The 24,322-nt window shown below is 69.2% G+C and carries 17 protein-coding genes and 1 pseudogene; all 18 read left to right on the forward strand.

The features are described 5' to 3' along the window. Positions 1 to 137 precede the first annotated feature (137 nt). The 18 genes and pseudogenes from AB0F77_RS35095 (at position 138) to AB0F77_RS35180 (ending at position 24,275) form a co-directional block, all read left to right on the forward strand. A complete protein-coding gene (locus tag AB0F77_RS35095) occupies positions 138 to 1,292 on the forward strand; it encodes a cytochrome P450 (RefSeq protein WP_361956107.1) in 1,155 nt (384 codons plus the stop codon). Between the two features lie 79 nt (positions 1,293 to 1,371). Next, the gene (locus AB0F77_RS35100) at positions 1,372 to 2,199 is read left to right on the forward strand and encodes a 4-hydroxybenzoate octaprenyltransferase (RefSeq protein ID WP_361956109.1); all 828 of its coding nucleotides are present in this window, start codon (positions 1,372 to 1,374) and stop codon (positions 2,197 to 2,199) included. Positions 2,200 to 2,213: 14 nt separating this feature from the next. Continuing rightward, positions 2,214 to 3,044 (forward strand): arylamine N-acetyltransferase, encoded by an 831-nt coding sequence (locus AB0F77_RS35105; protein ID WP_361956111.1) that lies wholly within the window; start codon positions 2,214 to 2,216, stop codon positions 3,042 to 3,044. Further along, entirely contained in the window at positions 3,044 to 5,146 is a 2,103-nt protein-coding gene (pabB, locus tag AB0F77_RS35110; RefSeq protein WP_361956113.1) for an aminodeoxychorismate synthase component I, read from the forward strand. Before AB0F77_RS35105 ends, pabB begins: the two co-directional genes overlap by 1 nt. Further along, positions 5,143 to 5,988, forward strand: a complete 846-nt coding sequence (locus tag AB0F77_RS35115) for an aminotransferase class IV (RefSeq protein WP_361956115.1) — start codon at positions 5,143 to 5,145, stop codon at positions 5,986 to 5,988. Before pabB ends, AB0F77_RS35115 begins: the two co-directional genes overlap by 4 nt. Further along, complete coding sequence (locus AB0F77_RS35120) at positions 5,985 to 6,911, forward strand: diiron oxygenase (RefSeq protein ID WP_361956118.1); 927 nt, start codon at positions 5,985 to 5,987, stop codon at positions 6,909 to 6,911. The genes AB0F77_RS35115 and AB0F77_RS35120 overlap by 4 nt, the downstream gene beginning before the upstream one ends. A 43-nt stretch (positions 6,912 to 6,954) precedes the next feature. Further along, the gene (locus AB0F77_RS35125) at positions 6,955 to 8,364 is read left to right on the forward strand and encodes a 3-deoxy-7-phosphoheptulonate synthase class II (RefSeq protein ID WP_361956121.1); all 1,410 of its coding nucleotides are present in this window, start codon (positions 6,955 to 6,957) and stop codon (positions 8,362 to 8,364) included. A 45-nt stretch (positions 8,365 to 8,409) separates the two neighbouring features. Then, a pseudogene (locus tag AB0F77_RS35130) lies at positions 8,410 to 8,824 on the forward strand (transposase); the annotation flags it as partial. A 932-nt stretch (positions 8,825 to 9,756) separates the two neighbouring features. Then, a complete protein-coding gene (locus AB0F77_RS35135; protein WP_361956124.1) occupies positions 9,757 to 10,623 on the forward strand; it encodes a metallophosphoesterase in 867 nt (288 codons plus the stop codon). Beyond that, entirely contained in the window at positions 10,613 to 11,293 is a 681-nt protein-coding gene (locus AB0F77_RS35140) for a 4'-phosphopantetheinyl transferase superfamily protein (RefSeq protein WP_361956127.1), read from the forward strand. Before AB0F77_RS35135 ends, AB0F77_RS35140 begins: the two co-directional genes overlap by 11 nt. Positions 11,294 to 11,792: 499 nt before the next feature. Continuing rightward, positions 11,793 to 12,242 (forward strand): spore-associated protein, encoded by a 450-nt coding sequence (locus AB0F77_RS35145; RefSeq protein WP_361956130.1) that lies wholly within the window; start codon positions 11,793 to 11,795, stop codon positions 12,240 to 12,242. Positions 12,243 to 12,426: 184 nt separating this feature from the next. Beyond that, complete coding sequence (locus AB0F77_RS35150) at positions 12,427 to 12,744, forward strand: antibiotic biosynthesis monooxygenase (protein ID WP_361956133.1); 318 nt, start codon at positions 12,427 to 12,429, stop codon at positions 12,742 to 12,744. Positions 12,745 to 12,838: 94 nt separating this feature from the next. Beyond that, positions 12,839 to 13,831, forward strand: a complete 993-nt coding sequence (locus AB0F77_RS35155) for an alpha/beta hydrolase fold domain-containing protein (protein WP_361956136.1) — start codon at positions 12,839 to 12,841, stop codon at positions 13,829 to 13,831. Positions 13,832 to 14,893: 1,062 nt separating this feature from the next. Next, complete coding sequence (locus AB0F77_RS35160) at positions 14,894 to 15,067, forward strand: hypothetical protein (RefSeq protein ID WP_361956139.1); 174 nt, start codon at positions 14,894 to 14,896, stop codon at positions 15,065 to 15,067. Then, positions 15,068 to 18,256 (forward strand): lantibiotic dehydratase, encoded by a 3,189-nt coding sequence (locus tag AB0F77_RS35165; RefSeq protein WP_361956142.1) that lies wholly within the window; start codon positions 15,068 to 15,070, stop codon positions 18,254 to 18,256. Between the two features lie 59 nt (positions 18,257 to 18,315). Then, positions 18,316 to 19,557 carry a lanthionine synthetase C family protein gene (locus AB0F77_RS35170; RefSeq protein WP_361956232.1) on the forward strand — a complete coding sequence of 414 codons (1,242 nt, stop codon included), beginning with the start codon at positions 18,316 to 18,318 and terminating at the stop codon, positions 19,555 to 19,557. Between the two features lie 70 nt (positions 19,558 to 19,627). Then, positions 19,628 to 20,914 (forward strand): nucleotide disphospho-sugar-binding domain-containing protein, encoded by a 1,287-nt coding sequence (locus AB0F77_RS35175; RefSeq protein ID WP_361956145.1) that lies wholly within the window; start codon positions 19,628 to 19,630, stop codon positions 20,912 to 20,914. 346 nt (positions 20,915 to 21,260) lie between these two features. After that, entirely contained in the window at positions 21,261 to 24,275 is a 3,015-nt protein-coding gene (locus AB0F77_RS35180; RefSeq protein ID WP_361956148.1) for a BTAD domain-containing putative transcriptional regulator, read from the forward strand. The last annotated feature ends 47 nt before the right edge of the window (positions 24,276 to 24,322 follow it).

The raw sequence follows: 24,322 nt of genomic DNA on the forward strand, positions 1-24,322 counted from the left end.
CCGATCAACCTGCCGCTGGGCGACTTTCTCCTTGCTCGACGGACACCGGGGCGACACGTTCCGGTACGTGACCGTCTTCGACAAGGTGGTCTGAACCTCGATTCCGGCGGAGGCCGTCAGTGAGTACCCCAGCTCAATTGCCCTTCGAGCAGACGAATGTGCTGCAACTCGCGCCAGAGCTGCGCACGCTCCAGTCCCAGGGCGCGGTCCACCGTGTTCGTACTGCCGAGGGCGACGAGGCGTGGCTGGTCACCGGTCATGCCTGGGTGAAGCAGTTGCTCGACGATGACCGGCTCAGCCGCTCGAATCCCCATCCGGGGGCCGCGGCGAAGGACGGCGGGTCGGCGCTTCTCGCCAGCCTGCTGGGCGACTTCGCCACCGACCACGCTCGATTGCGTGCCCTGCTGGAGCCGCACTTCTCACCCGAGCGGATGCTGGCGCTGCGGCCCCGCGTCGAAAAACTGACTGGGCGACTCCTGGACGAACTGGCCGGGCAGAAGCCACCGGTGGACCTGCGCCAGGCATTTGCGCTGCCGCTGCCGATTCAGGTGATGTGCGAGTGGCTGGGCGTGCCCCAGGAGGACAAGGACCGGTTCGGTGGCTGGACCCAGGACGCCGCGAACCTCGGGGACCCGGTCAGGTCCAAGCAAGGACTGGGCGAGTTGTTCGGCTACTGCAGGCAACTCGTCGCGGACAAGCGGAAAAATCCGGGCGATGACGTGATCTCCAGGATCTGCGCGACCGAGGGGATCAGCGACAACGAGGTCCTCGGGCTGACGGCGTTGTTGCTGTTCGGTGGCTATGAGACCACGGTGGCCCGGATCGGCACCTGCGTGTCGCTGTTGCTGGCCAACCCCGAGCAGTGGCAGGCGTTGCTCGACGACCCGGGCCTCATTCCCGGCGCGGTCGAGGAAACCCTGCGGATGTCGATGCCGAACCCGCACAACGGTGGCATGCCCCGCTATGCGCTGACGGACTTCGAGATCGACGGAGTTACCATCCGGGCCGGCGACTTCGTGCTGCTGAACATCATCGCGGCCAATCAGGACGAGAACATCTTCGCCGACCCCGGCCGGATCGATGTCGCCCGCAACACCACGGGCAGCCTCGTATTCGGGCACGGCGCGTACTCCTGCGTCGGCGCGATGCTGGCCCGGATGCAGCTACAGATGGTGCTCACCCAGCTCGTCGCGCGATTCCCCGCCATGCGTCTGGCTGTCGGTGTAGAGGAGCTGGAGCTGCGCCACAACACGCTGATCGGCGGGTTGGTCCAACTTCCGGTGACATGGTGATCGGATCCTGATGCTGCACAGAATATCCACAGACGTAGTCACGAGGAGCCCGGGTTCAGTCCGCGGATATCTCCTGTTGATGCGACTGGACAGGCCCACAGGGTACGTGCTCTACCTGCTTCCAGGGCTATGGGCCGCCGTTCTCGCCTCCGAGCAACGACCAGACCTGCTGACGGTGGTGGTTCTCGCCGTCGCCGCGGTGCTGGTGCGCGGCGCGGCCTGCGCGGTCAACGATGTGGTCGACAGGGACGTCGACGCCCGAGTCGCCCGCACCGTGTCACGTCCTGTCGCGTCGGGGGCGATCAGTGTCGGGAACGCACTCCTGTTCGCCGCCGCACAGGCAGTGGTCGCATTGCTGGTCCTGGCGGTGGCGAACGTGGAGACCGCTCTGGTCGCCGTGGCCTCGTACCCGTTGATCGTCGCGTACCCCTACATGAAGCGCATCTTCGTCTGGCCCTCGGCGTTCCTGGCGCTGGTGATGAGCGTCTACGCGCTGATCGGCTGGACGGCGGTGACCGGAAGCGTCGACTACCCGCTTGCGGTGTACTGCCTGTACGCCGGCGCGGCCTTCTGGACCCTGATTCACGATGCGATCTACTCCCATCAGGACAAGGAGTACGACCGGAACATCGGTGTCAGGTCTTCCGCTCTGCTGTTCGGCAATGCCACCAAGGCGTGGCTGGCGATTTTCATCCTGCTCAGCGCCGGCGGCGTGCTGTGGGCCGGTTACCAAACGTCGACGGGATGGGCGTTCTACCTGATCGCCGTGCTCGCGGGAATCTTCTTGTCCTACCTGCTCGTACGTGTGGACCTGGATAATCCGAAATCGTGCTGGGACACCTTTGTCTCCAACACCTACTTCGGTTGGATCATCCTCGCGGCCGTGGTCGCCGGGCAGTTCACATGAAGGATGAGCTGCGTGTGACAGATTCGATATGGCAGGGAAGTGGCGTCGACCTGGACGCCTACCTCACCCGCGTGGGCTACCAGGGCGACGTGGCCCGGGACCTTTCCACGCTGCGGGGCCTGCACGCCGCCCACGTCGACGCGATCGCCTTCGACAACCTCGACGCGGTGCTCGGGCGGCCCACGGTGCCGTTGGACCTGGACAGCGTCCAGGAGAAGATCGTGCGACAGCGCCGCGGCGGCTGGTGCCTGGAACAGGTCGTCCTGGTGGCGGCGGTGCTGGACCGGATCGGCTTCACGTTCTCGGCGTTCGCGGGCAGAACACGGATCCGCACCGGGAACAAGCTCGGTCCCGCACTCCACGTCGCGCTGTGCGTGGAGCTCGACGACGAACGCTGGCTCTTCGACGTGAGTTTCGGCGCGTACGGGCCGCACGTCCCCATCCGCCTCGCCGAGAACTCGCGGCTGGAAGGCGATTGGCCCTTTGACCTGGTGCGGGAACCGAACGGTGAACACGTGCTGCGGTTCCTGCGACCTGAGGGTCCGGCAGAGCTCTACGGTTTCACCACCGACGCGCGCTATCCGTCGGACTTCGAGCTCCTCAACCATTTCTGCCTGACTCACCCGCGCTCGCCGTTCAACCGCCGGATGGTCCTCCAGCGCACACAGCCCGAAGTGAGGCACCTCCTCGCCGGCAGCACTCTCACGGAAATACGTCCCGGGGAGCCGGCGACCTTCCGGGAACTTGACAAGGACGAGATGCTTTCCGCCCCCGAGGAGATCTTCGGGATCACCTTGGAACCGGGTGACGTCCAGGCGCTCCGGAAAATCTTGGACGGTCCGTGATGCGTACCTTGCTGGTGGACAACTACGACTCGTACACCTTCAACCTGTACCAGTTGATCGCCGACATCAACGGCCAGGAGCCCGTCGTCATGGTCAACGACGATCCGATGTTGTCCAGCCTGCGGCTGGAGGACTTCGACAACATCGTCGTCTCACCCGGCCCCGGACGGCCACAGAACCCCCGCGACGTCGGCCTCCTCGGCGACCTGCTGCGCAGCACCAGGCTGCCCGTGCTGGGCGTCTGCCTCGGCCATCAGATGATCGCGCACCTGGCCGGAGCGTCGGTGGTCGCCGCGCCCGAACCGAAACATGGGCACCTCGCCAAGGTTTCCCACGAGGGAGATCCGCTGTTCGCCGGAATTCCGCGCGAATTCGTCGCGGTTCGCTATCACTCGCTGTGCGTGCAGGAGCCCCTGCCCGAGGAGCTCATCGCCACGGCGAAGGCGGACGACGGTGTGCTCATGGCGCTGCGTCACCGCGATCTGCCGCAGTGGGGCGTGCAGTTCCACCCCGAGTCGATCGCTTCCCAGTACGGGCGTGAGATCCTGCAGAACTTCGCCGAACTGACCCGCCAGGCGCAGCACGCACAACGGCCCTCCGTCACCGGTACCGTCACCGGCACCGCACTGTCCGACGACACGGCCGGCGCGGTCGAGGAACTGGGAATCATCAGCACGGTCGTGTCGACCGCTGCCGATTCCGAGGCCATTTTCCGCAAGCTCTTCGACAACGTCCCGTACTGCTTCTGGCTGGACAGCAGCCGGGTGGAGAAGGGCCTGTCCCGGTTCTCGTTCCTCGGCGACACGTCAGGTCCGCTCAGCGAGATCCTGACCTACCGCACCGGCAGCGGGACAGTGGAAGTACGCGATGCGAACGGCGTCCACAGCGTCACCGGCAGCGTGTTCGACGTCCTCGACCAGCGGCTGCACGAACGACGCCTCCCCGACTCGGACCTGCCGTTCGATCTGACCGGCGGCTACGTCGGCTACTTCGGCTACGAACTCAAGGCCGAATGCGGGGCCACGGCCCGCCACACCGCCGAAACGCCGGATGCCGTCTGGATGTTCGCCGAACGTGTCGTCGCGGTCGATCACCAAGAAGGACTGACCTACCTGGTGGCCGTCCATGACGAGAAGACCCGGCGCGGCGCGCAGGAGTGGGTGGAACGGACGTCCGCGCTCCTGACGGGTTTGAACCCGGCCGACGCCGAGCCGCCGGGCGACCCTGCTGCCGCCCCGCCCCCGAATGCCGAGGAGTACCTCGGCCGCGGCCGGAGCCAGTACCTGGCGGACATCACGGAGTGCCGGCGACAGTTGAACCGGGGCGAGAGTTACGAGATCTGCCTGACAGACAAGTTGCACATGCCGTTCCATGACGACGACACGTCCTTCTACCTGAGGCTACGCCGGGCGAACCCGGCACCGTACGCCGCGCTCTTACGCCTCGGCGATGTCACGGTCTTCAGCTCCTCGCCGGAGCGGTTCCTGCGCATCGAGAGAGACCGCACGGTCACCAGCAAGCCGATCAAGGGCACAGCCCCTCGCGACGCCGACCCGGTGCGCGACGCCGAACTGGCTGCCACCCTCGCATCGAGCGCCAAGACTCAGGCCGAGAACCTGATGATCGTCGACCTGTTGCGCAACGACCTGGGCCGGGTGTGCGAGGTGGGCAGCATCGAGGTCGACCCGTACCTGGCCGTCGAGAGCTACGAGACCGTGCACCAACTGGTCTCCACTGTGCGTGGACGGCTTGATGCCGGGATCAGCGCGGTGGACTGTGTCCGGCAGTGCTTCCCAGGCGGGTCGATGACCGGGGCGCCGAAGCTGCGCACCATGGAGATCATCGACCGCTTGGAGACACAGGCCCGGGGTGTCTACTCCGGCGCCCTCGGCTACTTCGGCCTCTCCGGCGGCACGGACCTGAACATCGTGATCCGCACCGCGGTCCGCGTCGGTGACCGGTTGACCATCGGAGCCGGCGGGGCGATCGTGCTCGACTCCGACCCGCAGGAGGAGTACGAGGAGATGCTGCTCAAGGCGGCAGCGCCGCTCCGCGCCTGGCGTGCGCCGACGGTGCCGGACACGGACGGCACCCCACGATGAACACGGCGGCGAGCACAGCGGCCGGCCGGGGCGTCCGCCGGTGGTGGGACGCCGATGGCGGATGGTCGACGGCCGACGCCGCCGGGACCGTGCTGGTCGCCGACTCCTGGCTCGTGGACGAGGGGCGGGTGCGGGGACTTGACCGGCACGCCGAACGCTTCGGTTCGGCCTGCGACCGGTTCTCTGGACCGGGAGCGGAACGGACCCATCGGTTCCTGCGGGCGGTCGCGGAGTCGCTGCCCGCGCGAGGCCGATGGTTTCCTCGCGTCGAACTCGTGGAGACCGGGCCGGGAACGCGGCTGCGGATGTGGCTGCGCCCCGCGCCACCGCGCACCGCGACCGTCCGGTTGTGGACCACGGCAGGCCCCGACCGTCGTCGACTGCCGACCGTCAAGGGCGCCGACCTGGACCACCTGGCTTCCCTGCGCGCTGCCGCGGCTACGGCGGGAGCTGACGAGGCACTGCTGGTCTCGGCGGAAGGGCACGTGGTCGAAGGGGCGTCCACGAGCATCGTCTGGTGGCGGGGCGACATGCTGTGCGGGCCACCCCCCGGCCCCGGCCTGCTCCCCGGGATCACCCGCGCCCTGCTCGGCGAGCTCGCCGGTACGGCAGGGCACCAGGTCGTCACCGAGCAGGCCACCGTGCCGGATCTCGCCGACGTGCCTGTCTGGACGCTGAACGCCCTGCACGGCATCCGGCCGGTCACCGAGGGGCTGGGCCGGTTCCAGGACACGGACGTCGCCGCGGCCGAGCGCTGGCAGTCGCACCTGGCTGCGCTCGCCGTCCCGGCCGACGCCTCCCTGATTCCCCTGGTGAACCCCACAGAGGAGGTTTCCCGATGACTGCGGCACGTGAAGAGCCCTCGTACGAGCGCGACTTGCTGGTGCAGTTGACGCACCGCTGGGGGAAGCGGGTGGCCGTCAAGAAGGACGAGCTCGACCTCGACGGTCACTTCGACCCGGCGTTGCCCGACTTCCCCGAACACCTCGTCCCGGTGCTGGCACTGCCGGGTGCCGACCGGCTCGACCGGGACGCTCGCGGGCACATCCTGTCCGCGGCGTGGATCTCCTACAACGCCAAGACCACGGCCATCGAGGACGAGATCATCCTGCCGGCCTGCCGGTTGATGCTCCAGGACCGGATCCCCGTCCGCCGCGACGACGTCGCCGTCGACGCCCTGCACCAGACGATCATCGACGAGCACTATCACATCTTGATGTGCCGCAACGCCGTCGGCGTCACCCGCAGGCGGCGCGACCTGACGGTACGGTTCGCGCCGGGCGTCTGGTCGGTCGTCCAGAAACGGGACACGGCCCGCGCCGGGCTGTCCGGGTTCGACCGCGACATCGTCGACATCGCGTTCTCCCTGGCCGCCGAGACGACGATCAGCGGGTTCCTCTCCACACTCGCCACGGCCCAGGAGATCCAACCGATGAACCGGATCACCACCGATCTGCACCGGCGGGACGAGAGCGGACACGCGGTGGTGTTCCGCGAGTTGTGCGGTTCGCTCTACCGGAACCTGGACGGCGCACAGCAACAAATGTTCCGCGAAGCACTTGTCACCGGGCTGACCGCGTTCCGCGCCGCGGACCTGGACCCGTGGGTGACCGTGGCAGCTCAGGGCGGCTTCGAGATCGACACCGATCAACTGAGCGAGTGGGCCGCATCCCTTCCCACGCCCGCGCGGGACACCGGACCGTTGCAGCTGTTGCTCGACGACCTGGGCATAGGCCACGACCTCGTCGAGATGGTCCAGCGCTGACGGTCCCGCACCGGCGAGCCATGAGAAGCAGACGGAGATCACGTTGACCCCCACCGGCGAAGCCGCCGCGCACTGGCGGACGCTCGTCGCCCACCAGCGGCCGGAGTGGCCCATCCCGGCTGAGCTCGGAGACGTGGTGGATCACCTGGCGGCCTTGCTCCCGTTGGTCACGCCACAGGAGTGCGACACGCTCACCGCACGACTCTCCCGGGCGGCAGAGGGCAAAGCGTTCCTGCTGCAGGGTGGCGACTGCGCCGAACGTTTCGACCGCCTCTCGGCGAAGGCGATTCACGGCAAACTGCGCCTTTTACGGCAGATGGCCGTGATCCTGACGTACGCATCGGGTGTGCCGGTGGTCACGGTGGGCCGGATGGCCGGGCAGTACGCGAAGCCCCGATCCCGGCCGACCGAGACCGTCGGCGGACGCACGCTCCCGGTCTACCGGGGCGACGCCGTGAACGGCATCGGTTTCAGCCAGACCGAACGACGGCCGGACCCTGCCCGGCTGCTTCGCATGTACGACGCTTCGCGCTACACCCTGGACGTCATGCGCGCATACGCCCGTGGCGGCACCGACCCACGCCAACTGCACAAGGAGAACCAGGACTTCGTCGCACGCTCGCCCGCCGGTGAACGCTACGACGAACTCGCCGGTCGAATCGGTCGGGCACTGTCCGGCAAAGACCCGCGCGGCGACACCGATCCGTCGCGCACCACGGACTTGTTCGCCAGCCACGAGGGACTGCTGCTCGACTACGAGGCCGCGCTGACCCGCTACGACCCGCGTTCCGGCCGAAGGTATGCGGGCAGCGGCCACATGCTGTGGATCGGCGACCGCACCAGACAGCTCGACGGCGCTCACGTCGCCTACTTCGCGACCATCGACAACCCGATCGCGGTGAAGCTGGGCCCTGCCACCACGCCCGCGCAGGCGCTGGCCCTGATCGACCGTCTCGACCCCGACCGGCGGCCGGGCCGGCTGATGTTCATCGTACGCATGGGGGCGGACCGCGTGCGGCACCTGCTGCCGGAGCTCGTGGAGAAGGTCACGGCTTCCGGCGCGCCGGTGGTGTGGGTGTGCGATCCGATGCACGGCAACACCTTCGAGGCGGCCAGCGGGCACAAGACCAGGCGGTTCGAGGACATCCTCGACGAGATCGCAGGCTTCTTCGAGGTGCACGAAGCGCTCGGCACCCACGTCGGCGGACTGCACCTGGAGCTGACCGGCGAGGACGTGACCGAGTGCGTCGGCGGCGGCGCCGATCTGGGTTTTGACGACCTGCATCGCAGATACGAGTCGGCGTGCGACCCGCGCCTCAACAGAGACCAGGCACTTGACCTGGCCTTCCTGGTAGCCAAGATGATCAACCCGGGAACAACTGGCGCCGTGGCGCCGGACGCAGCGGTGGATGCCGCGCCCGGGGGCGCAATTCACGGCATTTTTCCCGCCTAGTACTGCAACGGTGCTTGCCGTGACTGTCGGCCAGGTGGGCCGTTGATGTGGTTATGGGGGGAGCGGCTCGTGCACTGGTTCAATCGAGAGGAGCCGCGTCAGTCGGCGCTTGCCTACATGCGGGGTCGATCGCTCCGTTGCAGCGCAAGGACGGCTGGACGCTGGAGGAAGCCGGCCATGGCGGGCCGGACCGCACCCACCGGCTGCTGAACCGGATCGAGTGGGACGCTGATGAGCCCTTGGACGATGTGCGTGACTACGTCGTCGAACACCTCGGTGACCAGGACGCGGTACTCATCGTCGATGACACCGGCTTTCTGAAGAAGGGCGTCCAGTCGGCCGCTCCCAGATCGGGGTGTTCCTCGCCTGCGCGACCGACCGCGGGCGCACGCTGATCGACCGCAGGCTGTATCTTCCCATGTCCTGGACGGATGACCGCGAACGCTGCCGACGGGCAGGCAGCGCCGATCCGACGGCTGCGGGACGTCGCGGTTCAAGCAGCGTTTTAGCAGGCCCTGATTCACTCTGGCGGTGCCGCAGGCACGTATGCATCCGAAGCCGCATGCGCTGGCTGTCAGCTGCGATACACGACTTCGCCACGAACGGTAGGACGGGCTCCGAACCCTCGCCGTCGGCCGCCGCACAGCCCCGGATCGCTCCTCATACCCGAGACCATCCTTTCAGGACAGCGACCGAAGCGACCGAACTTCCCCACATATCGAATGCTGGTGGCACTCGGCCACGAAGGGAGCAGACAGCCGCAATCCCGGACCGAGCGGCGACGAACGATCGGCGGTCCTGTGCTGTTTCGGCGTTCCTGACCCCGGCCATGCGTCCCCCGCTGCTGCTCCCGGGATGCGCAGGTCCGCCCGTACACCGCTGAGCGGGCGGCGAGCTCGTCCGCCAACCGCACGTCCGGCGTTGCCCTGGTCGTCGGTGGTGTCGATGGTCCAGTCGACGACGAGGAGAGCGGTGTCGCCCGTCACGAACGACTGCCGGGGAACCGCCGTCATCCGCGGCCCGCGGGAAAGGAATTCGCGGACGGAGTCGACACGGGCCTGTCCGGTCAGCGGCTGCCCCGGCTCCCAGACGGCGACGGCCTCCTCGGTGTACGGGGTGGTGCCCGCCGCGGCGGGACGTCCTCTCCGAGGCCCTCGGCACGCTCGCCGGCCTCGCCCGGTCGGCCCAGGAGGACCTCGTCGCGACTGACACGGTCCCTGGCGGTCGAGGTCGGGAGCACCGTTCCGGCGCTCGGTGTCCACCGGCGGGCACCGTCGGTTTTCGGCCGCACAGAACCCGCCGGTGGCGCCGACCCGCCTTGTCCGGGTCGTATTCGATGTGTTCTTGTAGTGCCGTCCACATCGACAACTCACAGCAACGGAGGGGCAAGCGGTGACATCGGCAGCCGACGGCACCGGACAGCTGCTGGCCATCAGCGACCTCCACATCGGCTACGAGGAGAACCGCGCGCTCGTCGAGAAGATGCGGCCCACCTCCGAGAACGACTGGCTGCTCGTGGCCGGGGACGTCGCCGAGACCGTGGCCGACATCCGCTGGGCCCTCAAGGTCCTCTCCGGGCAGTTCAGCAAGGTCGTCTGGGCTCCGGGCAACCACGAGCTGTGGACACATCCGGAGGACTCCGTCACCCTGCGCGGCACCGCCCGCTACCAGTACCTGGTGGACATGTGCCGCGACCTGGGGGTGACCACCCCGGAGGACCCCTACCCCGTCTGGGAGGGGCCCGGCGGCCCGGTCGCCGTGGCACCGCTGTTCCTGCTGTACGACTACAGCTTCCTGCCGGCCGGCTGCACCACCAAGGACGAGGGCCTGGAGTATGCGCACGGCACCGGCATCGTCTGCAACGACGAGTACCTGCTGCACCCCGACCCGTATCCCAGCCGTGAGGCCTGGTGCCGGGCCCGGGTCGCCGAGACCGAGCGGCGGCTCGCCGAGATCCCCGAGGACCTGCCCACGGTCCTCGTCAACCACTACCCGCTGGACCGGCACCCCACGGACATCCTGTGGTACCCCGAGTTCGCGATGTGGTGCGGTACCCGGCTGACCGCCGACTGGCACCGCCGGTTCCGCGTCGCCACCATGGTCTACGGCCACCTGCACATCCCGCGGACCACCTGGCACGAGGGTGTCCGCTTCGAAGAGGTCTCCGTGGGCTACCCCCGCGAATGGCGCAAGCGCTCGCAGCCGCCGGGCACGCTGCGCCGCATCCTGCCGCAGGAGGGCAAGACCGGTGATCGCTGACCTGCTCCCGGACTCGGTGGTAGCCGTCGAGTCCTTCGGGGACGACGGGGCGGACCGGGCTCCGCTCCACCCCGGCGAGGAAGAGGTCGTGGCGCGGTCCGTGGACAAGCGCCGGCGGGAGTTCACCGCCGTACGCGCCTGCGCCCGGCGTGCCATGGAGAAGCTCGGTGTGCCGCCGCAGGCGGTGCTGCCCGGCGAGCGCGGGGCGCCGCAGTGGCCGGCGGGGCTGATCGGCAGCATGACCCACTGCGACGGCTACCGGGCCGCCGCCCTGGTGCACGCCCGTGACCTGGCCTCCCTCGGGATCGACGCCGAGCCGCACGGGCCGCTCCCGGACGGTGTGCTGCTCTCCGTCGCCCTCGCCGCCGAGCAGCGGCGGCTGGCGCTGCTCGCCGCGAGCCGGCCCGCCGTGCACTGGGACCGGCTGCTGTTCAGCGCGAAGGAGTCCGTCTACAAGGCGTGGTTCCCGCTGACGGGAAAGTGGCTGGGCTTCGAGGACGCGGACATCGAGATCCACGCGGACCCCACGACGCCGTCGTCCGGCAGTTTCCGCGCGAAGCTGCTCGTCCCCGGACCGCTCGTCGACGGCCGCCGCCTCGGCCACTTCGACGGCCGCTGGACGGTGGACCAGGGCCTGGTCGCCACGGCGATAGCCGTCCCCACGACCTGACCGGGCCCGCCCCCCGGTCACGACCCACTCCGAGCAGGACGGACCCGCCTTCCCCATCACACCCCTCTTCCAGGTGATGGCACCAGGGGCCTGGTTGCCGAGCAGGATCAGACCGTGGTGTCGGCGGCGACCCGGATGCTGGTCGCGATGGCCCGCCGGGAGCCCGGCAGCACACCGCCGAGGTCCATTCCGACCCCGAACTCCTGGCAGCCCTGACCAGGGACCACAACGAGGACTACCGCCCGGCGCCGGAGAGCCACTGGGAAGTCCGATTCGCCGACGCGGCCTCGGCCAAGGGCTGGGAGACCTCGCCCGGCAGGCCCGCGAAAACACCTACCGCACCTGGATCACCTACCGATCCTGAGCCTGTAGCGACCGAAGCGACTGAAGTTCCTTGTTCGGGGTGGCCGGGGGTTTCTGACGGGTGCACAACCATTGGGGGGTGGTACGTGTCTGACCTGTCAGGAGTAAGGAGCTCCTAAGACCACAAGGGGGAAATATGCGATTCAGCCGTTCTGTGCTGTCCGGTGCCGCCGTCGCGGCGCTCGCCCTCGGGGGGACGACCGCCCTGGCCGGACCCGCCTCCGCCGCGCCGAACACCACGCCGCAGAAGGTCTGCGGCAGCGGCTACAAGACCGTCAACTCCGCTCCGGTCGGCACGCTGGGCACGGTCTACCTGACCTACAACTCCGCCAACGGCAAGAACTGCACGGCGACCATCCGCACCAACCCGGGCACCGCGAAGGACATGGGCGCCTGGGTGTACATCCCCAGCACCAACGAGTACTCCCAGGACTTCGGGCAGTTCACGTCCTACGCCGGTCCGACCTACGTCTACGGCAAGGGCTACTGCGTCGACTGGGGCGGCCACATCGACAACGTCAACGTGTACGTGACCGGCTCCAACTGCGCCGCGCTCAAGGAACACCGCGTCACCACCGTCCGCTGACCCGCTCCTCCTCCGACGTGCCCTGGCGGAACCCGTTGGTTCCGCCAGGGCACGTCCCTTTGGCACGCCTACTTCTTCCCGTGCGAGGATCGTGCATCTGCGAGCGAGTATCGCCCTAACATCGCCGCAGTTCAGCGTAGTTGAATGGAATCACTTCACTCCAGCAAGAAGGAAGAAGGAGACCATGAGCGTCAACTACGGATTCAACGCCACCCTCACCGCGAAGCCCGGAATGGGCGGGCAGCTGGTGGAGCTGCTGCTGACCGGACTGGACGAGGGCAGCCCGGGGGCGAGTGAGCACTGCGTGGTGTACCTGGTGTCCCGGTCCGCGTCCGATCCCGACGTCGTTCACGTCACCGAGGGATGGACCAGCCTGGAGGACCACCACCGGATCTTCGCCGGCGAGGCCGCGCAGGCCATCGTGGCGCAGATCGACGGACTGCTGGCCGGGGAGTCCGTCTACACGGACTACGTGCCCGTCCGGGGCAAGGCCGACTTCTGAGCGGGGCGGCTTCCCGGCCTCCGGCCCCGTCTCCCCCGGCCCGCCCCCACCCCGCGTCACTCCCTCCCGGCACACCCCCGAGAAAGGCACCGCCATGACCGCCGTACGCCCCGCTCTCGATCCCGAACTGCGCGACCTGCTGGCCGACATGCCCCTGATGTCGCACCTCGACCTGGACGTCCTCGCGCAGTTGCGCCAGTACCCCTCGCCCCCCGTCGAGACGCTCCTCACCCACCGCGACGTGGAGCGGCGCGAGGTCACCGTGCCCGCCGCGGACGGCACGCCCCTCCCCCTGTCGGTCTTCACCCCCGCGGGTGCCGCTCCCGCCGCCCCCGCACCCTGTGTCTACTGGATGCACGGCGGAGGGATGGTCATGGGCGACCGCTTCGCCCAGCTCGACATCCCGCTGGAGTGGCTCGACCGGCTGGGCGCGGTCGTCGTCACCGTGGACTACCGGCTCGCACCGGAGGTCACCGGCACCACACTGGTCGACGACTGCTACCAGGGGCTGCGGTGGATCGCCGGGCACGCCGACGAGCTGGGCGTCGACCCCGGCCGGATCGTCGTCGCGGGCGCCAGCGCGGGCGGTGGACTCGCCGCCGGCGTCGCGCTGATGGCCCGTGACCTCGGCGGGCCGGCGATCGCCGCGCAGGTGCTCGTCTGCCCCATGCTCGACCACCGCGACACGAGTGTCTCCAGCCACCAGTACGCGGGCGAACCCGGCGTGTGGACACGGGAGATGAACGCGTTCGGGTGGGGCTGCGTGCTCGGGGACCTCACCGGCGACGAGGTGCCGGTGTACGTCTCGCCCGCGCTGGCCGACGATCTGTCGGGGCTGCCGACCACCTACATCGACACCGGTTCCGCCGAGGTCTTCCGCGACGAGGACGTCGCCTACGCCGACCGGATATGGGCGGCCGGTGGACAGGCCGAACTCCATGTCTGGGCGGGCGGGTTCCACGGGTTCGACGCGCTGTACCCGCAGGCCGCCGTCTCGGTCACCGCGCGCGGGACCCGTAGCGACTGGCTCGCCCGTGTCCTGGCCGCGGGCGCCCCGGCCACCGCGCCTGCCGCACGGCTGCCGTAGCCCGGGTCAGGTGGTGCGGTCGGTGGGCCGGAACTCGTCGTCCACGAGGCCGAGTCCGTGGGCGACCACCGCCGCCTGGATCCGGTTACACAGTTTCAGCTTCTGGGTCCTCGCCGCCTTCCTCCGGCGCATGGGTGAGGAGCGTCCTGCGGCGTACGGGCAGATCGTGCGCACGGTCCGTTCCGTCGCGCCCTTCTTCCGTGAATTCGTCCTCACCGAGTCACCCTGGTCGACCAGTTCGGGCTCGACGAACTCGTCGTCGCGGAGCGCGTGGACGGTTCGACGAGGCGCAACCGGCCCGGTCCCGAGTCACTGGCAGCCTGGCTCGACAGCTACTCGCTCGGTGACCTGTGGCTGAAGAACCTGCTGGGCGGCCGGGGCAGCACCGGTCACGGTCGGGAACCCGCCGTCGCGCGCGGGGATCATGCCTGGAGCGCCCGCGCACCGCCTGCGGTCTTCCCTCACTATGACGAATGGGCCGTACAGCCCGGGATGCGCGCCGAGCGAGAACGGCAGCAGCTGCACGGTGACGTTCAACTGCTCGTCGTCCGGTGGTTCGGTTGGTCCGGCCTCCCGGCCGACCGGCAGGGGCACAGTCCGGCCTCAGGACTCACGTGCTCCGGGTGAGAGCGTGCTCACCTGCCGGCGGCTACGGCGTCAAGTCTCTACGACCCGACAGCTCCCGTCAGGCGATGCGCGAGCAGGCGTAGCCGGCGAGCCCTGGGGGCCGCTGCACCAACCGGACACCTGCCACCCGATAACGGGGGACTGGACGGCCGTCAGAGACGAGAAAGCAGTGTCATGAGAAACCCTTCTTGATGTCGACGGGGACGACTTGTTGCCGGTGAGGTGCGGAAGCCCGGCAGTCCTCCGGGGCCGACCGTTGTCCGGCAGGTGTGGGCCGGAAGTGGACGTGAAGTGGTGCCCACCCGGAGGGTGCCGGGCCGGGCTCGCTTTCCCGCGCCGCAAGCGGGCACCCGTATGCAGAACCGTTGCAGGATAATTATTTCAGGCCCGTAAAATTGACTCGACCGATCCCTTCGTTCACGGAATGGAGTAGCCGTGCCCACTGTGACTCCGGCAGAGAACTACAACGGTGACGCGCTGTCCGACTTCGATTTGGATGTTCGCTTCGAGGTCGGAGCGACCGGGCTTCAGGCCGCCAGCACGGGAACCACCAGCTCGATGATTCCCTTCTGCCCCACGGTGATTCTCTGCAGCAGCACCTTCTGCTGAGTGTTCGACCTGCTGGAGGGGGCGTTCGGTTGCACCCTCCGGCAGGAGGCGTCGACAACACCTTTCAAGAAAAGGAATGACATGTCCGGGGACGGCGTGAAGTTTTATGCTGCGACCAGTGGAATGGTGCGCATACCGCTGCTCTCCCGCGCAGCGACGGACATCACGCTCGCCGATCCCGACCCGCAGGACCGGGAACAGGTGGAGCGTTATATCGATGCGCTCCTCGCGAACCCCCGGATAGCGGAGGCGCTCGCCGTTTCCAGCCCTTCACTGTATCGATCCGTGGAGGCCTTGCGTGCGGGTGCGGCGATGAAACCCGGCGCCCTGCGAAAACTGACGCTCTCGGCCACCCGCTATTTCCTCCGGGCCGCGAGCAGGCCCACCCCGTTCGGCCTGCTGGCCGGTGTCGCACCGGTGGATTTCGGCGAGGTGTGCGAGGTCCGACTGGGTACCGCACACCGCAAGGCGGTGCACCCCGACAGTTCCTGGCTGATCGGGATCGTCTCCTCCTGGGAGCTCGAAGCGACAGTACTGCGCAAACTCCGCGTCCTCACCAACGATCTCGGATTCCGGCGCGGGCGACGCTGGACACTCCCCTTCGCCGCGCGCCCCGAAGAAACCTTGGGGCTCAAGGAGCAGGACCATGTGGAAGAGGTGTCCGTCCGCTACACACCCGCGGTGCGCACCACGCTGGAGGCCGCTCGGCACCCTTGCCTCTTCGGGGATCTGCTGCGGCGACTGGACGAGGCGTATCCACAGGTCGCCGTCTCGGCCAAAGAACGGCTCATTCTTGATCTCGTTCGCCAGGGATTCATCCTGACAGAGCTACGGCCGCCCCTAACCGAAACCTCTCCCTTACGGCACGTCATCAACACGCTCAAGACCATTGACGAACCGGAAAAGGTCGATGCGCTGACCTCTGTCAGTGACAAACTGGAAGGGTACGGCAGCCAGCCGATCGGGAAAGGATTCTCTCGCTGGCGTGAGGCTGTCGACAGCATGCGCAGCCTGCACAGAGAGGACCATGAAATCCATGTCGACATGCGAATCGATGCCGATATCACCCTTCCGGCAGAGGTCCTCGAAGAGGCGGAGCGCGCGGCCGTCGCCCTGTCCGTCGCAGCACCGGACATCAGTCTTCCACCGCACTTGAAGGAATATCATGAAGCATTTGTCGAGCGATATGGCGTAGGCACGGCGGTTCCCCTGCAGGATGTTCTCGATCCACAGACGGGGCTCGGGGTGCCTGCGGGATACAATCATCCGCGGAGCGAACGCCGATCGCCTGAGCGTTCCCTGCCTGACCTGCGCAGGCGGGAAGCGATACTCACCGATCTGGCTTTTTCCTCGATTTCTTCCGGAGCACGTGAGATCGTGCTCACCGAGTCGGAACTCCGCCGCTTCCGAGAGGCCAAGGACGGAGAAGAGAAGAACTTTCACCCGATGGAGTTGTGCGCCCATCTCGCCGGCTCCTCTCCGGAAGCCGTGGAGCGAGGAGAATTCACCCTCGTCGTGTCCCCCACGACCGGATCGACTTCACCCGGGAACATCCTGGGACGTTTCGAGTACCTTCTGGACGATCGGGAGACCGTGCGGGATCTCGTTCGCCGCTCGGCCGAATTCACCGCCCATCGTGACGCGCTTCGCGCGCAGTTGGACTTCGCACCGCTGTCCGCCCGTCTGTCGAACATCGCGCGCGTTCGCGCTCTGTGGCCGGACACCATTGCCGTGGGCTGCTACGCGGACCGTTCCTCACCCACCGTTCACGGCATGGCCGACCTGGCTCTCGCCGCCGATCGCCGGCGCCTGTACATCGTGGACAAGGCATCGAATCGAGAGATCCTCCCGCGGTACCCGAGCATGCTGAACCCCCGGCTCACTCCCGCGGCGGTCCAACTGCTCAGAGAGATACCCGAGATGGGACGCCATGGCTGGCCGCTCTGGGAATGGGGAGACATCTCGGTGGCCCCCTACCTGCCGCGCGTGCGATACGGCAGGTCCGTGCTGGCTCCCGCGCGCTGGCGGCTGGCGGATCCGGCGCTCGCCGAAGGCTCGGCCTCCGACACCGAATGGAACCGTGCACTCGATCAGTGGCGTGAGCGCTGGGACGTGCCGGACCGCATAGCCGTGGGCACGGGCGACCAACGGGTGGAACTGGACCTCGGCGCGCCGCTCCACCGGAGGCTGCTGCGCCGTGAACTCGTCCGCCGGCGGGACGTGGTCGCCCATGAGACCCCACAGGACGCGGGGCAAGGCGAAGGCTGGCTGTCCGACGACTCCGGAGCCTTCTCGAGTGAGCTGGTGATAGCGCTCTTCCCCGCTCCTCCCGCCGAGCGTCCTCCAGCCGCCAGGCCCAGACCCAGGGTGGCGATCTCTCCGCAGCACGGACGCGAGTGGGTGTACGGCAAGCTCTACTCTCCGGCGGCACGCCACAACCAGATACTCACCGACCACCTGCCCAGCCTGCTGGCCGCTCTGCCGGAGGGGATCGACCGGTGGTTCTTCATCCGCTACACGGACCCGGACGCACATCTGCGGCTGCGTTTCCACGGTGATCCCGCCGTGCTGCACGGAAAGCTGACGCCTCTTCTCCTCGACTGGGCGCAACAGCTCCGCCACATGCGTCTGACCGGAACGTTCCTCATCGACACCTACGAGCCGGAAGCCGACCGCTACGGCGGCCCCGACGCACTGGTGGCCGCCGAGCGGTTCTTCCACCACGACAGCACCGCGGTCCTCGAACAGCTGCGCCTCCTGGCTTCCCGCACCGTGGAGGCGGAGTCTTCCGTCCTCGCGGCCGGCAACTACCTGAGCATGGTGAAGGAGGTCCATGGGGATCGCTGGACCGACTGGTTCCTCGCTTCGCCCCGGGCCGACGAGCACCAGGCATACGTCAGGGAGCATCGCCGGGCGGCCGTGCGGCTTCTTGAGCCCGATGGGCTGCGGAACATGCTCGGCCCGGCCGGAGAGAAGGTGCTCACGGCCGTACACGCACGGACCAGCGCCCTCGGAGAGTACGGGGCCGCCCGTCAGCACTCCGTGCTCATGAGTCTTCTGCACATGCATCACAACCGTGCCGTCAGCACCCGGCGGTCGGCGGAGGAACGTTCGTACGCGGTGGCGCGCGACCTCGCGCAGATCGAACACGGGCGCCGCACACATCGTTCCGGCAGGGAGCAGGAATGACGGACCGTGCCGCGCGCGGCAGGAAATCGTGGTCTCCCGATGCTGTGGTGGCCGAGGTGATGTCCCGTGCTCACGAATGGGCGAGTGACGTCATACGGCACCGTGACCCGGAAGAACCGACCGGCCCCGGGCTCGACAGGGGACTGCCCGGGGTGGCGCTGCTGCTCAACGAGGTGAGCGGAAGTGATCCAACGTCCCGGAAAACGGCCCATGATCTCCTGGTGCGGGCAGCCAGGAATGCCTCTTCCGAGAAGTCCCGGCTCGGACTTCACACCGGGCTGGGCGGACTCGCCTTCGCCGTCAAGCACGCCGCAGCCTCACCCCGGCACTACGCCGTCCTGCGAGAGCGGATCGACACGGCTCTGCGCGCGGGGCTCGCCCCGCTCCTCGACACGGAGCGGGCCCGCGCATCGGAGGGAAGGCCGGGTACGTCCCGCCATTGCTTCGATGTCATCAGCGGAGTCAGCGGCCTGGGACGGTACTTCCTCGCGGAGCCCCGTGATGCCGACGCCGTCCGTGACATCCTCGGATACCTCGTGTCGCTGACCGAGCCGGTCCGGCTGGACGGGCAATGGCTGCCCGGGTGGTACAGCCTCGGCTGGGAGGAGAACGAGGACGCCGTGCTCGACCTGGGCCTGTCCCACGGCGCCGCCGGACCTCTCGCCCTGCTGTCCCTGTCCCTGATCCACGGAATTCGCGTCCCTGATCAGGACACCGCCATCAGCCGGCTTGCCGAGTGGCTGATGAAATGGCGTCAGGGCGGCGATGAAGAGGGTCCCTGGTGGCCCAGCATGGTCTCCTCCGTCGAGGAGAGGACCCCCTCCCCGTTACGAGCCGCGCACCGGCGCTCCGCCTGGTGCTACGGCACTGCGGGGGTGGCGCGCGCTCTGCAGCTCGCGGGGCTGGCCCTGGGAAAGGAAGAGTGGACGAGAAGCGCCGAAGAAGGAATACGCGGAGTCTTTCTCCACCCGGCCGGTTTGCGTGATGTCCAGGACCCCGGACTGTGCCACGGTGTCGCCGGTGTGATGCAGGTCGCGGCCCGTATGGCGGAGGATCTCGGCGACGGCTGGCTGGCGAGCAGGGCCGCCGAGCTGAGCGTACGGGTGTGCGATCGGTTCGATCCGGACTCCTCCTTCGGATTTCCCACGGCGCCCGTGCCACCGGTCCGGACGCGTCCTCTCGACTCGCTCGGGTTCCTGGAAGGTGCGGCAGGTGTCGTGCTGGCCCTGCGCCATCAGGTCGCACCGGACAGGACAGACGGTGGCGGCCTCGGCTGGGACTCGGCTCTGCTCCTGCGGTGAGCAGTTTTTGTCCACACCAGGTTGTCTACGGTGACCTGGTCTTTCGTCCAGTGAGTGGGGGAGTTGTTCCGTGGCCCGGGTCATCGTCGCCAGTACGCCGTTGCAAGGTCATGTCCAGCCCGTGCTGGCGGCCGCCGCCGGGCTCGTCCGGCGCGGGCACGAGGTGGTGGTCCTGACCGGGATGCGGTTCGCCGACGCCGTGGCGGATGTCGGGGCGCGCTTCGTCCAGCTGCCTCCGGAGGCCGACTACGACGACCGGAACCTGGAGGCGTTCTTCCCGGAGCGGGCCGGTCTTCCGGCGGGTCCGGCGCAGCTGGAGTACGACATGAAGTACGTCTTCGGCGATCCGACCCGCGCCCAGTTCCACGCCCTGCGTGCGCTGCTGGCCGGGTTCCCCGCCGACGTGGTGCTGAGCGACATGCTGTTCATGGGCTCGCTGGCGCTGACGCTCTCGGCCCCCGCCGGCCGGCGGCCGGTGACCGTGAGCCTGGGCACCACGCTGCCGGCGCTGATGAGCGAGGACGCCCCGCCGGTGGGGCTCGGGGTGCCGCCCGTACCGGGTGAGGAGGGCAGGGCCCTGTACCGGGCGATGAACCGGCAGATCGAGAAGGCACTGGCCGACACCCAGTGGTACCTGGAACAGAACTTCAGGGCGGTCGGCGTCGAACTGCCCGGCTTCATCTTCAACAGCCTGGTCACGGTTCCCGACCACTACCTCCAGCTCACCGCGCCCGGCTTCGAGTACCCGCGCCGCGACCTTCCCGGCTCCTTCCGGTACGTGGGCCCGCTGCCGTCCCCGCCGGCGACGGAGCACGTCCTGCCGGACTGGTGGCCGGAGCTGGACGAGGAGGCCCGGCCCGTCGTCGTGGTCACCCAGGGTTCCTGGGCCAACCGAGATCTGACCGAGTTGGTGGCCCCGGCCGTGCAGGCCCTGGCGGACGAGAACGTCCTGGTCGTGGCCGCCACGGCACGGCCGGACGGTCCGGCCGACCTGGGACCGGTGCCGGACAACGTGCGCGTCGGCGGCTTCCTCCCCTTCGACCTGCTGCTGCCGTACGCGTCGGTGCTGGTCACCAACGGCGGGTACGGAGGCGTCCACACCGCGCTCGGGCACGGCGTGCCCCTGGTCGTGGCGGGCGGCAGCGAGGACAAGCTCGAAGTCGCCGCACGGGTGGAGTGGAGCGGCGTCGGGGTCTCCCTCGGCACCGGCCGCCCCTCGCCGCAGGCGCTGCGCAGGGCGGTCCTGCGGGTCCTCGCCGAGCCCGGCTACCACCGCCGCGCGGAGGAGCTGGAGCGGGAACTCGCCGGTTACGACGCGGTGGAGGCGATCGTCGGCGTCGTCGCCGCGAAGGCATGACCGCGAGGACGTGACCGCACGCGTCCGGTTCTCCCCCGGTGATCCTCGGATTCTCCCCCGTGACCTCCGGGGCCTTCCCCGGTGATCCCGGGGCGAGGCCCGCCGCCCGCACCCGCCGTCCCGTGCGCCGGCCCCGCCACTTCCTTCACCGCTGTGTGCGTGAACCGCCTGCTTTGTCCATGCAGGTCAGCATGCCCCTCCAGCGCTGTCATCCTTCTCGGCGGGCTCCGTCGCCGACCCGTGTCGTGCCGGGCGCATCGACCGTGCGCTCGTCGGGCTCCGGAGGACGGAGCCGGACCACTACGGGTGAGGGACACGGGAGGACAGGCGGATGCGGTTCGCGATCATGGGACCTGTGAGGGTCTGGCGGGGGGACGGTGAGGTCGCCCTCGGACCGCCGCAGCAGCGTGTGCTCCTGGCGGTGCTGCTGGCCCACGCGGGCCGGCCGGTGAGCATGGACGTGATGGTCGACGTGCTGTGGGGAGAGGACCCGCCCGCCACCGCGGCCAACTCGCTCTACCGGAAAATGGGGGAGCTGCGCCGGCTGCTGGAGCCCGGTCTGCCCCTGCGGGCCTCGGGCCGCTGGCTCGTACGCGAGTCCGGGGGCTACCGGCTCGACGTGGACGCCGGCAAGGTCGACCTGCTGCGCTTCCGCGAACTCGTCGAACGGGCCCGCGCGGCGAAGGCGGGCGGTGACCCGGGCAAGGCCCTGGCCCTGTTCCTCGACGCCGTGGCACTGCGGGAGGGCCCGGCGGCCGCGGGGATCCCGGCCCAGGCGCGGGCGCACCCCATGTTCACCGCCCTCGACCGCGCGTACGTGATCGCGGTCAAGGAGGCCACGGACATCGCGCTGGAACGCGGCGCCGCGGACCGTCTCCTGATGCCCCTGCACCAGGTCGCCGCGGAGCATCCGCTCGACGAGCCCCTGCAGGCCCGGCTGGTCCTCGTGCTGGCCGCCGCCGGGCACCGGGCCGAAGCGCTGGACACCTGGCAGAAGGTCCGCGCCGAACTGGCCGAGCAGCTCGGCATCCTGCCCGGTACCGAACTGCGCGCCGCGCAGACACGGGTGCTGCGCGATGACGACGACGGCGCGGAGGGCGGTACGGCGGATCGTACGGAGGACCGGGAGCACCGTACCGGCTCCGCCGCCGCGCGGACGCCCGAGCACCCGCGCCGCACGGACCGCATCCCGGACCGCGCCCCGGCCCCCGCCACGCCCCGCCCGGCCCCCGAGCAGCCGGCCCCGCTCCCCAGGCTCGCCCAACTCCCCGCAGACCTCCCCGTGTTCGCCGGCCGACGTGCCGATCTCAGCCAGGCCCGGGCCTTCCTGTCCGCCGAGAACCCCGCCAGGGACACGAAGGACACCGGAGCCGCCGGAGCCGCCGGAGCCGCCGGCAAGAACACCGGCACACCCGCCGGCGGTGTCGTCGTTGTCAGCGGCATGGGCGGAGTCGGCAAGTCCACGCTGGCCGTCCACCTGTCCCACCAGGTGGCGCACCGGTACCCGGACGGGCAGCTCTACATGAACCTGCGCGGGTTCGACCCCGGCGCCGCCCCGACGGACCCGCGGGAGGTCGTCCGCGGGTTCCTGACGGCGCTGGGACTCTCGCCGCAGCACACCCCGACGGACCCGGACGGGGAGACCGGCGCCTACCGCAGCCTGCTCGCCGACCGCAGAATGCTGATCCTGCTGGACAACGCCCATGACGCGGCCCAGGTCCTGCCCCTGCTGCCGGGCACCCCGCACTGTCTCGTGGTGGTGACCAGCCGGAACAGGCTCTTCGACCTGGTCACCACCCACGGCGCCCAACTGGTGGAGCTGGCCCCGCTGCCCGCCGCCGAGGCCCGTGAACTGCTCGTCCGCAGGATCGGCGCCACCCGTGTCCTCGCCGAACCCCGCGCGACGGCCGACCTCGTCCGCCACTGCGCCGGACTGCCGCTGGCCCTGGCCGTCGTGGCCACCAGGGCCGCCGCCCACCCCCACTTCCCGCTCGCCGCCATCGTGCACGAACTCGACGAGGCGCAGGGCAGCCTCGACGGGTTCACCGGCTCCGAACCGGCCGGTGACGTACGGACCGTGCTGTCCTGGTCGTACCGGACCCTCGGTCCGGACGCCGCCCGCCTCCTGCGGCTGCTGGCCCTGCATCCGGGGCCGGACATCGGCGCCCCCGCGGCGGCCTCGCTCATCGGCGCCCCGCTGCCCCGTACCCGGCACCTCCTCGCCGAACTCACGCGCGCGCACCTCCTCGTCGAGCACGTGCCGTGCCGCTATGTGTGCCACGACCTGTTACGGACGTACGCCGCGGAGCTCACCGAACGCCACGACCCGCCCGAGGAGCGCGAGGCGGCCGTACGGCGGCTACTCGACCACTATCTGCGCACCGCCCACGCGGCGGGTCTGCTGTACTCGCCGCACTGGTCGGCGACGACACTTCCTCCGGCGCTCGCGGGCGTCCTACCGGAACCCCTCGCCGACGACCGCCGGGCACTGGGCTGGTACACCGCCGAACGGCATGTGCTGCGCGAGGTCGTGGAGCTCGCGGCCCGCACGGGAGCGGACGCTCACGCCTGGCAACTGGCCTGGGCGCTCGAACGGTTCTGGGACCGGCAGGGCCACTGGCACGATTCCGCGGCCGGTCAGCACATCGCGCTGACCGCGGCCACCCGCGCCGGCCACCGCGCCGCACGGGCTCATCTGCTGCGCGGCCTCGCCCGCGCGTCCGCCCGGCTGAAACGGTTCGACGACGCCCGGACGTACATCACCAAGTCCCTGGACCTGCACACGGAACTCGGCGACCGTCTCGGTCTGGCCCACGCCCATCGCAGCCAGGGCTGGCTGTACGACCAGCTGGGGCGCTACGCGGACGCCCAGACCGCGGTCCGCAAGGCCCTCGCCCTCTACGAGGCCGTGGGGGACGACGTGGCCCGGACGAGCTGTCTGCACGCCCTGGGCTGGACCCATGTGCTGCGCGGTGAACACCGTCTGGCCGTGCCCTACTTCGAGCAGGTGCTCGCCGGACTCGACGGCATACGCAACCTGTACGGCGAGGCCGGCACCTGGGACAGCCTCGGCCTCGCCCATCACCACCTCGGCGAGCACGACCGTGCGGCCGTCTGCCTTCGGCACGCCCTGGAGCTCTACCGGCAGATCGGCGACCGGTACAACGAGGCGGGCACCCTCCATCACCTCGGCGACACGCATCACGCGCTCGGCGACCACGCGGCCGCGCGCACGGTCTGGCAGCAGGCCCTGGCCGTCATCGGCCCGATGGACCACCTCACGGCCGACACGATAAGGGCCAAGCTCAAGGGGCTGAGCGAGGACGTCCGAGCACTCGTGGCCGCGCCCGTCCCGGAGTGACCACACGCACCCTGTGCGCTTCGTCAACGCCCTGTCTGCACCGGGGT

The organism is Streptomyces sp. NPDC026672, assembly GCF_040638185.1.
Lineage (GTDB): Bacteria > Actinomycetota > Actinomycetes > Streptomycetales > Streptomycetaceae > Streptomyces.